General features: G+C 64.5%; 5 protein-coding genes and 1 pseudogene. 4 read left to right on the top strand and 2 right to left on the bottom strand.

Going from position 1 to position 14,082, the window contains the following annotated elements; all coding sequences use genetic code 11:
- Positions 1-10 precede the first annotated feature (10 nt).
- Positions 11-3,385, bottom strand: a complete 3,375-nt coding sequence (locus tag JQ635_RS28085) for an autotransporter outer membrane beta-barrel domain-containing protein (RefSeq protein WP_211413012.1) — start codon at positions 3,383-3,385, stop codon at positions 11-13.
- A gap of 327 nt (positions 3,386-3,712) precedes the next feature.
- Here JQ635_RS28085 and JQ635_RS28080 point away from each other — a divergent pair, with 327 nt between their 5' ends.
- On the top strand, positions 3,713-4,747 hold the full coding sequence (locus tag JQ635_RS28080) for a helix-turn-helix transcriptional regulator (RefSeq protein ID WP_211413011.1): 1,035 nt from the start codon (positions 3,713-3,715) through the stop codon (positions 4,745-4,747).
- Positions 4,748-5,070: 323 nt separating this feature from the next.
- Here the strand turns inward: JQ635_RS28080 and JQ635_RS28075 are convergent, their stop codons facing one another.
- Entirely contained in the window at positions 5,071-5,973 is a 903-nt protein-coding gene (locus JQ635_RS28075) for a hypothetical protein (protein ID WP_211413097.1), read from the bottom strand.
- A gap of 91 nt (positions 5,974-6,064) precedes the next feature.
- Here JQ635_RS28075 and JQ635_RS39065 point away from each other — a divergent pair.
- The 3 genes and pseudogenes from JQ635_RS39065 to JQ635_RS28065 all read left to right on the top strand — a co-directional run.
- A pseudogene (locus tag JQ635_RS39065) lies at positions 6,065-6,178 on the top strand (TetR/AcrR family transcriptional regulator); the annotation flags it as partial.
- A gap of 190 nt (positions 6,179-6,368) precedes the next feature.
- Positions 6,369-8,666 carry an MHYT domain-containing protein gene (locus JQ635_RS28070; RefSeq protein ID WP_211413010.1) on the top strand — a complete coding sequence of 766 codons (2,298 nt, stop codon included), beginning with the start codon at positions 6,369-6,371 and terminating at the stop codon, positions 8,664-8,666.
- 552 nt (positions 8,667-9,218) lie between these two features.
- A complete protein-coding gene (locus tag JQ635_RS28065; RefSeq protein ID WP_211413096.1) occupies positions 9,219-14,042 on the top strand; it encodes an NAD-glutamate dehydrogenase in 4,824 nt (1,607 codons plus the stop codon).
- The last annotated feature ends 40 nt before the right edge of the window (positions 14,043-14,082 follow it).

The following is a 14,082-nucleotide window of genomic DNA, read 5'->3' as shown; positions in this document are numbered from 1 at the left end:
GCCTTCGCCGTCAGAACTTGACGTTGAGGTTGGCGCGGACGGTCTGATCAAGAACACTGGAGGCGAATTGGCCGCCATAGGAAACGCCGAGGACCGCAGCCGCAGCAAGGTTGACATCGAGGCCGGCATCGACGACGGCGGCATCGCGCGCGATCGGCACGCCCGCGATGGTGAATGGGCTGCCGCCGGCGAACACAAATGTCGACAGCGGCGAGACGTCGGCGAAGGCATGCCGCCAGCCGAACGTGGCCTTCGCGGTGCCGGTGACGCCACCGAGCTTAACGTCGGTCGAGCCCCGCAGCCCCAGCGTAGAGAAGGTCGTATTGGTATCCGAGCCGAAGCCCGGCAGCGCCGCCGCGCCACCCTTTTCGGTGAAGCCGCCCGTCCGGAGATTTACATGGGCCAAGTTGGCGAAGGGCTCGAATGCGAACCGGCCCGCCTTGAGGCGGTAGCCGAACTCGCCAAAGACTTGCGCGGTGCCGGCGTTGTAGTTGCCGGTCAGGCGATCGGCGAAGCCGGGGAAGGACACGGATCGGCTAGTGGACAGGTCGTGCCATGTGTAGGCGGCGCCACTTCGAAATGCGAGATCACCCCATCGGGTGCCGCCATAGAGGCCTGCATGGTAGTTGTCGCTCGTGCCGGAAGAACTGCGGTCCTTCACGTTGAAACCGGTGCGGCTGTAGCCACCAAGCAGACCGAGCCGCCAAGTATCGCCCACTATTCCATCTGCGCCGATCAAGACGCCACCGGTATCGCGCCTGAGCGCGGCGGCGTTGCCGTCACCGCTCCAGCGGCCGAACGAGCCGAAGCCGCGCGTCCAGAGAGCGACGCGGTCGGTGGTGGCCGGTGCGAGCACCAGCCTGTCGTCGGCGGCGTAGGCCATCACCGGCGAATGCACCGCACCGACCGTATCGAATGCAGCGCGCAGCCGGTCCGCCGCAGCCTCGCGCACGAAGCGGCTGTCCTCTATCAGAGCGGCCTTGGCCGAGGCATGCACCTCGCCCGAGAGCTGGTCGAACGCAGACCGCGCTTGCGTAGCGGAGAGGTTGAGCACAGCATTGTAGATGGTGTTGCCGTAACCCAGGCTCTCGACACCACCGCCGGTGGCGATCTGGTTCCGTGTCAGGCCAATCGAGGCGAAGTTGGTGTTGTTGCGGGTCAGCGTCAGATAAATGTTGTTGGGATCGTAGGACAGGGTCGGGTCGAGGAATGCGAGATTCGAGGTGACTGCATCGAATGCTCCGCTGCGCCCGCCATTGGCCGTCAGGATGGTGTAGGTCGTGGCGGGCGAATAGTTGCCAGCGCCTGCCAGCACCTGCACCGTGCCGCCATTGATGGTCGCGGTGCCGCCGGCAACGATCCTGTCGGACTGGCCGGCCGTATTGACCTCGACCTGGTAGATCGATCCGGCTGCGAAGGTGACATTGCCGGCGACGTTGAGCGTGCCGATGGAGTTGCCGGGCGCAACGGTGGCGCCCGCGCCCGCCAGCAGCGTGCCGACGGTACCGTTACCGCCGAGAATGCCGCCGGTCATGACCACGTCGGAATTGGCGATCGACCCGTTCACGACGAGCTTGCCGTCGGAAATCGTCGTCGTTCCGGAGAAGGTGCTGACTGCCGACAGGATCGTCGTTCCCGACAGGACATGCAGGCTGCCGGTACCGGAAATCGCCGCATCGAAGCTGTAGGCCGTGCTCGTGTGGTTGAAATTGATGGTTGCGGCACCGGAACCCATCACGACGGACGTCGTATCGACCGTTCCGGGCGCAGCCGCGGCGGAGCCAGGGGCGGCACCAATGTTCAGGGTGCCGACGCTTCCGGAAGCGCTGCCGATAAAGATGGTCGTCGCGCTGACCGCACCGCCGTTGGAAACCGTCAGCGTACCATTTCCGCCCGAACCAATTTCAAGGGAGCTGGTCACGGCCAAGGACGAGCCCGATCCATCGATCGTTACGGTGCCAACGCTACCGGAGAACCAACCGATTACGCCAACCCCTGTCGTGACGGCACCGCCATTGGAAACGACGAGCGTGCCGTTGCCGGAGTAGCCGACGGCGACACCGCCGGCACCAGGGGCAAGCAAAGTCGACCCCGCGCCGTCAACGGTCAGCGTACCGACACCACCCGATGCAGCGCCGACATAGGTGACGGGGCTCGTCACCGTGCCGCCATTGGAAATGCTGAGCGTGCCGGTGCCCGACTCCCCCACAACAATGCTGTTGGAGGCGACAACGCTTGTGCCCGCGCCATCGACCGTGACCGCACCAGCACCGCCAGTATTGGCACCGATCCGGACGGATACAGCGCCAACGGCTGCTCCTTGCGAGACAGCCAACTGGCCGGTTCCGGAGTCACCGACAAAGAAAGTGCTGGCAGAGTTCAATGACGATCCCGAACCGGTGACATTCACGGCTCCTTCGCTACCCGCGAACGAGCCGACCGAAACGACATCGGCTATCACCTTTCCTCCATCGGATACGGTGAGCAGGCCGCTGCCGAAGACGCCGACGCCGATCGTCCCACCTGTGGTGACAGTCAGTGTGGCACCATTCGTAATGGTGACCGCGCCGCTCCCGGTCATCTGACCGATGGAAGCACCTCCAACCGTTACATTCGAGCCGGCCTCGGTGACCAGCAATTCGCCCTCTCCGTCCACGCCGACAGTCATGAAGTTCGCGGTCAGGGACGAACCTGACCCGATCGTCACCGAGCCTTCACTGCCGGCATTGACGCCGACCAAGAGACCGCCGCCGACTGTCACGACCGCGCCGCTTGCGACGCTCAGCTCGCCCTGCCCCTCGCTGCCGACATACATATTGCCGCTGATGGTTGCAGTCGCTCCGCTGACGGCCATGAAACCATACGCCGCTTCGCTGGTGCCGAGCGCGCTGGTCTCATGCCCGAGCATGACGGTGGTCGCGGTTAGCGTGGCGCCGCTTAACACCTGAAGGCTGCCGAACCCGCCGTCGCCCACGATCACCGACGCTGCGTCAAGCCGAGAGCCCGAGCCCGTCACCAATATCTTGGAAAAACCCGTCGCGCTCTTGTTGAGCCCGATACCAACCTCTGTCGCCACCGTCAGAGTGCCGCCGCCATGTATGATGAGCTGTCCAACGGTGCCTTCGCCGACACCCAGGTAGAGATTGTTGACCGTATAGGCTTCGCCGGACGAGATCACGGGATACGTAGAGTTGGCATCGATCGTTGCGTTATCCGCGGCCGACGGCACCGATGGGTTCGTGCTCCAGTTGGCCGCCGCGTTCCAGTTCGAATCGGCGCCATTCCAGACCGCATCCCCCGCGAAAACCGGCGCCGACAGCAGGCTCAGGGCCACCAACGCTGTGCCCCAACTGACGGCAACAGGCGTCAGTGCAGTGGACGACAACAGTGAGACTTGAGCGACAGACAACTTGCACCGCATGAAATCCAGAATCCTTGAGCAGCTAAGCTGCCGAAAGGTCTAGGTAGTCACGCCAACCTTGTCGTGGACTGAAACGCAACCTTTGGACCCAAGCGAACTCGAAAATTGAAAAGCAAAAATGTCTTGTCATCTCGATGCATTTTGGCAACGGCGCGCGGCGCGGCAAAGATGGGATAACGCGTTCGATGAAGTGGGGAGCACGGCGGTTCGCGTCGTCGACCAAGACGCTCGCGCACGATTGCCATGGCGCATGGTCGCAGGCGACGACACGGGCCTTGAACCTCGAACCACATGCCGCCTACCAAGGCCGTGCATGTGGTGCGTCAGGCAGGGCCGGCAATCGGGGGAATCGTGATCGAAGCAGATGTATTTCGGCTTTCCGCTGCGGATGGCGGCGAGAAGTGGGCGGATCATTTTCATGATGTCATCGGCAGTCAAATCATGCGCGTGCAGATCGACGTCAAGCCTGGCGAAGACTTCCTCTTCAACGCGCGCGGGCGCGTACTGCCAGGTGCTACGCTTTTGCGTCAGGCACAAAAGTCCGAACGGATCGTTTTTCGCCGGACAAGAAACCTGATCAACAACGACGATGTATTTCTCCATTTCGTGCGCAAGGGGACCTTGCAAGTTCATCAACTCGGACACGAGGTCTTGCTCGAAAGGGGACAGGCCGTCATCACCACCCAAACCGATATCGGCCACGGCATCGTCGGCGGCGCCGGCTACAGTCAGTCGCTACGCATTCCGCGAACGACGATCGCGGCCCTCGGCGGCACAATCGAAGACAGGTGCATGCGGCCGATTTCGTGGACGCTGCCAACGCTGCGCCTCTTAACGAGCTATTGTGACCTGATCTTCGATATGGGCGGCGCGCTTACACCCGAGACCGGCGTTTCGACCGTTGCCCGGCATATACAGGATCTCGTCGCCCTCATCGCGGGAGCGACCGGAGATGCCGCCGAGGAAGCCATGAGTCGCGGCGTCCCCGCCGCGCGGCTGGCGACGATCCTCACCGACATGCGGCAGAACGCAGCTCAGCCGGATATGTCGATCGCACTCGTCGCCGCGCGCCACGGCGTTTCCCCCCGCTATGTTCAGATGTTGTTCGCAGACCAAGGGCTCACCTTCTCGCAAGTGCTGCTGAACGAGAGACTGGATCGGGCGTATGCGGCCCTCACCGACACGCAATCGGCACGGCTGGTCATCAGCACGATCGCCTTCAACGCGGGCTTCAACGACCTGTCCTATTTTCATCGCGCCTTCCGTCGCCGCTTCGGAGCAACTCCGGGTGAAATTCGCGAAGCAGCCGGCGTTGCCACCCCGTAATCCGCCGAACCGTGCGACGGCTGACATGGGTGAGGAGGAGAAAATTCGTCTTCGGATTCGCCGGGAAGGCGTGGGCAGAGACCGGCTCCGGCACATCGAACTTGGCCAGGTCGACGCCGCGGCGCGCCTTGTCGGGTCGATGACAATCCGATGATCGAGCGTCCCGCCTCGGCTTCGCCTCGAGGAGACCGCCAAACAGCCGGAGAAGTTGACCGGCAAATGGCGCGCCCGGAACGTGCGAACGTCCGCCCCTCGGATCCGTGGTCTGACGCGCTATCCAGCCGAGCTACAAGCGCAGGCGCCGGCAATGTCACGCGGCGCCGTTACAGCTTTCCATAGACTCGCCCGGCGACTGCCTTCAGGCGCTCGACGGAGCCGGACTCGGGATGCGGCTTGACCGGCGCGAACAGGATCGAAGCCTGCCTGCCGTTCTTCCAGACAAAGATGTTGACGGCGTTCCCGTTGCCCTTGGTGCAGGAATGCTCACCAAACGCTTCACTGCCGAGCTCGGGTATCGCCACGTGCTTGCAGGGGCCTGCGCGTTTCATCATGCCGATGACGGTGTTGCGCGACATCTCGATCACCCCGACGGTCATGGTGTTGGCCTCGCGATCGAACATCATGCAACTGCCCGCGCCGGTCCGCTGCACCGTCAGCGTGCTCTTGTCGAGAAAGCCGTCGGCATCCGCGGCCGTGAGCCACTCGCAATCGCCGAACCGCTCGCTGCTCTTGCTCACGTTGCCGATGGCGACGCGCGCGGCGTCGCTGATCGGTCCGAGCAGCGCATCGTCGGCACGCCGGCCGATCGGATAGACGCTAACTTGCAGAATGTAATCGCCGGACAAGGCGACGACCGAAGCCTCCTGGCGCTCGGCGCCGGCGGCGGTCGTTCCGCCCTGGCCTTCGTCGCCGATCCCCGCAACGGCGTTCAGCGGCATACGCTCGCCGAGCGTCTTGACGAAGGTCGCGTACAATTCCCTGGCGCGGTCCTTGTCGGGATTGCGGAAAACGGACAGCATCATCGTGTCGCCGCGCCCGGCCTGGTAGATGCAGCCGCGACCGTCCTGATTTGAAATCAGCGACCATTTGAGCGCCGGCATTGCGCCGGCGAGTTCCTTGCCGCTGATGAACGGGCAGGTTTCCGCCGCGCGCACGGGAGGCACCGGAACGGCTGCGATTGCAAGGAGCAGGACGAGGCAGGAGAACAGACGGTCGATCGTGCGCATGGGACAACTTACTACCGCAAATGGTTGCTGCCGCAAATGGCGCGCCATTCAGAATTAAAAACACGAACTCATACACAATTGAAATTCCTCATCATTCTTCGCCGCCATCGCCGGCGCCCAGCTCCTTGCGCGGAGCTGCCCGGGTCTCTCGCTCTACGCCCCCTTGATCGACAGCTACCGCGCGGCCGGTCTGCTGCCGGCATAACGGATGGTTCCCGCGAGCCGGGGCGATGACACCATGAGAGTGGCGGCACCGCAGGATTGCGTGCACCATGGCCGCCGATTCGAACGTCATGGACGCCTGCGGCGCCCATCTTGGTGCCGCGGACGATTTCGGTGTCGGGGGAGGACCTCATGCGTAAGCCCGAACGCAACTTCGGCTAGCGTTGGCCGAAATGCATCATCATGCGGCTTCTCACGATCCCGTTCTGGTCGCGCTGTCGATTCTGATCGCGGCCCTTGCCTCCTATACGGCGCTGGACCTGGCGACCCGAATGCGAGCTGCTTCGGGAAGGGCCCGCCGATCCTGGCTGGTCGCCGCTGCGATCGCCATGGGCGGCGGCATCTGGTCGATGCATTTCGTCGGCATGCTGGCCTTCAGCCTGCCTGGAATCGAGATCTCGTACGATCCATTCCTGACGCTGCTCTCGCTTGTCATTCCGATCGTCGTCGCCGCGGCCGCCTTTGCCGTTGTCGGACGGCGCCCGCAGGCGCTGCTCGCATCCGGCTTCGCGATGGGACTTGGTATCTCCGGCATGCACTATACCGGCATGGCCGCGATGCGGATGGCGGCCCTCATCCAATACGATCCCCGATGGGTTGTGCTCTCGATCCTGATCGCGATCAGCGCGTCGATCGTGGCGCTCCGGCTCGCCTTTCGCAACACCAACGCGGTCCAGCGGCTGTTCGCCGGCCTGGTGATGGGCCTTGCGATCTCCGGCATGCACTACGCCGCGATGGAAGGCGCCATGTTCCTGCCGACGAGCGCCATGGCACGGCCGGCAGGACATCTCGGCGTCGGTCAGGCGCCGCTCGCGTTCCTGCTCGCCGGCATCACCATCCTGATCCTGAGCATCGGCATCGCGGCTGCCGTCTATGACAGGGCATCGGCGGAGCGCGCCCAACGCGAGGCCGCCGCACTGAGGCGCAGCGAGGAACGCTACCGGCTGCTTGTCGAAGGTATCGCGGACCACGCGATCTTCATGCTCGATCCGGACGGGCGCGTGGGCAACTGGAATCTCGGCGCGCGCCGGCTGATGGGCTATGGCGACGATATCGTCGGGACGAGCTACACCATTTTTCACACCGAGGAAGATTGCGTGGCCGGGGCGCCCGCGCGCGCGCTCGTTGAAGCCGAGCGGGAGGGGAAGTCCGCCATCGAAGGCTGGCGGGTGCGCAAGGACAGCAGCCGCTTCTGGGCGGAGGCAACGATCGTCGCGGTCCGGAACGAGAGCGGCGCGATCGCCGGCTTTGCGAAGATCGTGCGCGACGTCAGCGAACGGAGACGGGCGCAGGAAGCGCTGGATCGCGCGCGCGAAGCCCTCATGATGTCGCAGAAGATGGAGACCATCGGCCAGCTCACCGGCGGCGTGGCCCACGACTTCAACAACCTGCTCGCGGCCGTTCTCGGCAGCCTCGAGCTCCTGAAGAAGCGGCTGCCGTCGGACGATCCGAAGATCCTGCGCCTGGTGGAGAACGCGATGCAGGGCGCGGTGCGCGGCACCTCCCTGACCCAGCGCATGCTTGCTTTCGCGCGCAAGCAGGATCTCAGGCCGGCGGTCGTCGACATCAGCGAATTGGTGCGCGGCATGGCGTCATTGCTGAAATTCGAGGCCGGAATTAATGTCGAGACGCGGTTCCCGATGCACCTGCCGAAGGTGAAGGTCGACGCGAACCAGCTCGAACTGGCGATCCTCAACCTGGCGGTCAACGCGCGCGATGCGATGCCAGACGGCGGCCAGATCACCATCGCCGCGCGCGAGGAGCAGGGCGAAGGCGGCCTTGCGTGCGGAGGCTATGTCGCGCTCTCGGTGAGCGACACGGGCTGCGGCATGAGCGACGAGATCCTCAAGCACGCCCAGGAGCCGTTCTTCACGACCAAGGGCGTCGGCAAAGGCACCGGGCTCGGCCTGTCGATGGTCCACGGACTTGCCGAGCAGTCCGGCGGCAGGCTCGTCTTGAAGAGCCGTCCCGGAGAGGGCACGACGGCCGACATCTGGCTGCCGATCGCCGCCGAGGAGACCGCGGTGCCGGACCTGCGCACGGCGGCTCCGGCAGCCGTAGCCCGGCCCAGCCGGCAGCTTTCCGTGCTCGTCGTCGACGACGACCTCCTGGTGCTCGAGAACACGACAGCGATGCTGGAGGATCTCGGGCACATCGTGGTCGAGGCGCGTTCCGGCGACGAGGCACTGGCTTTGCTCCGCCGCACGCACACCATCGACCTGGTCGTGACCGACTATGCCATGCCCGGCATGACCGGCCTGCAGCTTGCCAGCGCCATCGCTGCGGAGCGCCCGGAGACGATCATCCTCCTCAGCACAGGATACGCGGACCTCCCGAGTGACACGCGATCCAGCCTGCCGCGCCTGGCAAAGCCGTTCGACCAGGCCGCACTTGCCAAGGCCATCGAGGCGGCGATGGACGAGGAAGAGCCGGCCGGATCCGTCGTCGCGTTTCGGCCGAAGAGCGCATGATTGCCTGATGATGAATCGCGCGCCAACACACGCGCCGGCAGCGGCATGATCAGATCATGTTGCTGACTCCGGACCAGGTGCGGCGATCGGACATTTGGGCTTTCTGGCGGGGAGCAGGATGGTAGTTGCATCAACCTCCAAGGCAACCCGTACTTGCGGAAAACAAAGTTTGGATGCAGCCTCTCTTTGCGCAAGGGCGACTATGACGCCCTGCCTGAAGAGCCGACGGCGGTCTCGCGAGCGGCGGCGCAGAAGCCGTATCTTATGCAAAATCGGAAAATGGCGCGCCATCCAGAAAGCCACGAGTTCCTACACAATTGAAACCCCTTGTGATTTTGCAAGTGCTCACGGCGCAGCGATGCTCGCCGCCGACTTCGGCCTTAAGCACGCCTCATAACTCTGCGCGCCATGGCGGCTTCGGGATGCTAGTATCGTGAAGCCGCAAGACCGAAGATTTCGCCGAGGCGATTGAAACGCGGTCAAGAAGATGCGCTCGAAGAGGCGCACTCCAAGAACAATGCCCGACCGTCATTGCGGTTCGTCGGCTGGGACATGGAGGACGCTATGGCATGGCGTGACGACAAGGCCCGGGCAACTCTGATCCGCGAGGCAGCAGGAAGCGTGCAGCCAGGCAAGGCCCCCGGCAGCTTTGCCGAGCTTCTGTTCGCCTTCACCAATGTCGAGGATCTCGCCAGTCACGATGCCTCCTCGCTTGCCTTCCTGGCGGAGCAAGCCTGGGAGCATGTGCAGCGGCGCACGGCGGGGCGCGCCGATATCCGCGTCGTCAATCCGCTGATGCCGGACGGGCGCGAGATCTCCGTGCTCGAAATCCTCAACGACAACATGCCCTTCCTGTTCGATTCCACCATGGCGGAGCTCACCGAGCAGGGCATCGAAGTCAGCCTCGTCGCTCACCCCATCATCGCGGTGGAGCGCGATGACCTGGGCAAGCTCCTGCGCTTCTACGGCGAGACACTGCCGGAAGGGGCAAAGGGCGCGCGAGAGAGCCTGATTCACCTCCACATCACCCGCCTGGACGTCGACGCGGACCGCGAGAGGCTGATTGACGGCCTCACCAGGACGTTGAGCGACGTGCGCGCCTGCGTCGCGGACTGGCGCACCATGCGCGACCGCGTCGAGGACGCGGTCAAGACGTTCTCATCCAATCCGCCGCCGCTGCCGATCGACGAGGTCGCCGAGGCCAACCAGTTCCTGCAATGGCTGTGCGCGGACAATTTCACCTTTCTCGGCGTGCGCGAATATCGCTTCTTGCCCGGCCGCGATGCGTCGGACGACATCACGACCGCCGAGGGCCTCGGTATCCTCCGCGATCCCGATGTGAAGGTCCTGCGCCGCGGCAGCGAAATGGTGGTGATGACGTCGGAGATTCGCGAGTTCATGCGCGAGCCGACCCTGCTCATCGTCATCAAGGCCAATGTGAGCAGCCGCGTTCATCGTCGCATCCGGATGGATTATGTCGGCATCAAGCTCTACACGCCCGACGGCCGGCTCGAGGGCGAATTGCGAGTCGTCGGCCTGTTCACCTCGGGTGCCTATACGCGCTCGGCACGACAGATCCCCTATGTTCGCCTCAAGGTATCGCGGGTGCTCCAGCGCGCCGGCTTCGACCCGAACAGCCATTCCGGCAAGGCTCTCCAGCATATTCTCGAGGAATATCCGCGCGACGAACTGTTCCAGATCGACGTCGATACCCTGTTCGATTTCGTCATGGAGATCCTGATCCTCTATGAGCGCCCCCGCGTCCGGGCGCTGGCGCGGGTCGACAAGTTCGATCGCTTCGTTTCCATCCTCGTTTTCATTCCGCGCGACAAATACGACACCGACGTGCGCATGCGCGTCGGCGCCTTCCTGGCGCAGAGCTACAAGGGGGCACTGTCGGCCTCCTACGTGTCCTTCCCCGAAGGCGCATTGGCGCGCGTCCACTACATCATCGGACGCTATGAAGGTAAGACTCCCGCCGTCGAGCGCGCCACGCTGGAAGCCGGGATCAGCGCCATTGCCGCGACCTGGGCCGACAAGCTGAAGGCCGCGCTGGCTGCGTCGACCGACGGCATGCGGGCGCGCATGCTCGCAAATCGCTACGCCCAGGCCTTCAGCGGCGGCTATACCGAGGCTTCCACGGCAGAACAGGCGATCGCCGATATCGCCACCATCGAGAAGCTCACGCCGGCCCGCCCGGTGACGATTTCGGTTCACCGCTTCGAGGATGACGATCCCAGGCGCTTCGGCCTGAAGGTGTTTTCGGACGCCGCGCCGCTGTCGCTGTCCTACCGCGTGCCGGTGATCGAAAATCACGGCCTGCGCGTGGTCAACGAACGCACCTATCAGATCGTGCCCGGCAACAGGCCTGAGCCGGTCTGGCTGCACGACATGACGATCGAGACCAGCGACGGCCATCCGATCGAGATCAGCCCGGACTTCAGCCAGCGGCTGGAAGCCTCGATCATGGCAGTGGTCACCGATCGCGCCGAATCCGACGGGTACAATGCCTTGATCCTGCGCTCGGCCCTGGGCTGGCGGGAAGTCTCGACCATCCGGGCGCTGTCGCGCTATTTGCACCAGATCCGCGCTCCGTTCACCCAGGACTATATGTGGGAGACCTTGCGCAAGAACGCCGCGATCACAGCCAACCTCGTCGCGCTGTTCCAGGCCCGCCGCGATCCACGCCTCGTCCTGACCGATCGCGAGCGTTCGGCGCGCGAGATAACTCTCCTTGCCGAGATCGAGGAGCAGCTCAAATCCGTCGCCTCGCTCGATGAAGACCGCATCCTGCGCCGTTTCACCAATCTGGTGCAGTCGACCATCCGCACCAATTTGTGGCAGGTCGGCCCGGACGGACATCCGCGCCCGGTGATCTCCTTCAAGTTCGACGCGCGCAAGATCGAGGATCTGCCCCCTCCCCGACCGCTCTACGAGATCTTCGTCTATTCACCGCGTGTCGAAGGCATTCACCTGCGCTTCGGCAAGGTTGCGCGCGGTGGCTTGCGCTGGTCCGATCGGCCGCAGGATTTCCGCACCGAGATCCTCGGCCTCGTGAAAGCGCAGCAAGTCAAGAACGCAGTGATCGTGCCGGTCGGCGCCAAGGGCGGCTTCGTGCCCAAGCGCCTGCCGCCGCCCTCCGATCGCGAGGCGTGGCTCGCGGAGGGCACCGAAGCCTATCGCATCTTCGTGCGCTCGCTGCTCGAACTCACCGACAATCTCGACGGCGATATCGTGGTGCCGCCCGACCTGACCGTGCGGCATGACGGCGACGATCCCTATCTGGTCGTCGCCGCCGACAAGGGCACCGCCACCTTCTCCGACGTCGCCAACGCGATCTCGGCCGAGAAGAACCATTGGCTCGGCGATGCCTTCGCCTCCGGCGGCAGCCAGGGCTACGACCACAAGAAGATGGGGATCACGGCGCGCGGCGCCTGGGAGGCGGTCAAGCGCCACTTCCGCGAGCTCGGCACCGACATTCAGACCATGCCTTTCACCGTGGTCGGCGTCGGCGACATGTCCGGCGACGTCTTCGGCAACGGCATGTTGCTCTCGCCGGCGACGAAGCTCGTTGCGGCGTTCGATCACCGCGACATCTTCATCGATCCCTCCCCCGACCCGGCGATCAGCTTCACTGAGCGCAAGCGCCTGTTCGACCTGCCGCGATCGAGCTGGCAGGACTACAACAAATCGCTGATCTCGGAAGGAGGCGGCGTGTTCTCGCGCTCGCTCAAGGCGATCCCGCTCGCGCCGGAAGTGCGCACCCTGCTCGATCTCGACAAGGAGCAGGCAACGCCCTTCGAGGTGATGACGGCGATCCTGAAGGCGCGCGCGGACCTGTTGTGGTTCGGCGGCATCGGCACCTATGTCCGGGCGTCGGCGGAGAGCGACGATCAGGCCGGCGACCGCGCCAACGATCCGATCCGCATCAGCGGGGCCGACGTTCGCGCCAGGGTGATCGGCGAAGGCGCCAATCTCGGCGTCACCCAGCGCGGGCGCATCGAAGCGGCGCAGAAGGGCGTCAAGCTCAACACCGACGCGATCGACAATTCGGCCGGCGTGAACACGTCCGACGTCGAGGTCAACATCAAGATCGCATTGGCGCGCCCCGAGCGCGAGGGACGCCTCAGCCCGGCTGACCGCAACACCCTGCTTGCCGCGATGACCGGCGAAGTCGGTGCGCTGGTCCTGCGCAACAACTATCTGCAGACGCTGGCGCTCTCGCTCGCCGAACGCAAGGGCATGGCCGAGACCGGCTTCCTCACCCGCCTGATGCAGTCGCTCGAGCAACGCAGCCTGCTCAGCCGCGCCGTCGAGTTCCTGCCTGACGACGCCGCGATCGCCGAGCGCACACGACGCGGCCAAGCCCTGACACGGCCTGAACTTGCCGTGTTGCTCGCCTATGCCAAGCTGACGCTCTTCAGTGACCTGCTCGAAACCGGCGTGCCTGATGATCCTTATCTCGCCCGCAGACTGTCCCTGTATTTTCCGCGCGAGATTCTCGACAAATTCCCGGCCGCGGTCGAGCTCCATCGACTCCGACGCGAGATCATCGCGACCAGTCTCGTCAATGCCGTGATCAACCGCGGGGGCCCGGCCTGCATCGTGCGCCTGACCGACGAGACCGACGCCGATATCTCGACCATCGTCATGGCGCAGGTGGCGGTGGACGCGATCTATGAGCTCAGGCGGCTCAATGACGCGATTGACGCGCTCGACACCCTGATCGACGGACAGTTGCAGCTCGGTCTCTACGCGGCGATTCAGGATCTCCTGCTCTCCCGCATGGTCTGGTATGTGCGCAATGTCGATTTCAAGGACGGTCTGGGCGCGGTCATCGCCCGGTTTGGCCCTGCCGTCCGTGAGGTCGCAGCCTCGCTCGACAACGCCCTGCCACCGGACATGCAGGCCGCGCACAGCAAGCGCCGGCAGGACCTGATCGATGCCGGCGTCCCGGCCGGGCTCGCCGGCGACCTGGCCGACCTCGACGCCCTGGTCTCGGCGCCTGATATCGTGACGGTCGCCGAGCGCACCAGCCGCAGCATCGGTGATGCCGCCGCGACGTTCTTTGCCGCCGAGGCCAGTTTCCGTCTCGACCGCATCACCGCCGCTGCGCGCAACGTGCCGGCACGCGATCATTACGAGCGTCTCGCCATCGACCGCGCCGTCGACCTGATCGCGGCTGCCGAAAGACGCCTGGCCGCAGATATGCTGACAATCGGCCAATCCGGCCAGCAGGCTGCGGAGACCTGGCTTGCAGCTCATCCCGAGGCGACGCGCATCCGCCGTACGGTCGAGGAGATTGCCGCCGGCGGCCTGACGCTCGCAAAGCTGATGGTGGCGGCGAACCTGCTGGGGGACCTGGTCAAAGCCTGAGGGCGAGCGAGAGACGTGCAATGCTAGCGCAGGACGGAGG

Origin of the sequence: Bradyrhizobium iriomotense (genome assembly GCF_018130765.1) — a bacterium.
Taxonomy (GTDB): domain Bacteria; phylum Pseudomonadota; class Alphaproteobacteria; order Rhizobiales; family Xanthobacteraceae; genus Bradyrhizobium; species Bradyrhizobium iriomotense_A.
The sequence above is the reverse complement of the archived record's forward strand: the minus strand, read 5'-3'. Positions and strand labels throughout refer to the sequence as shown.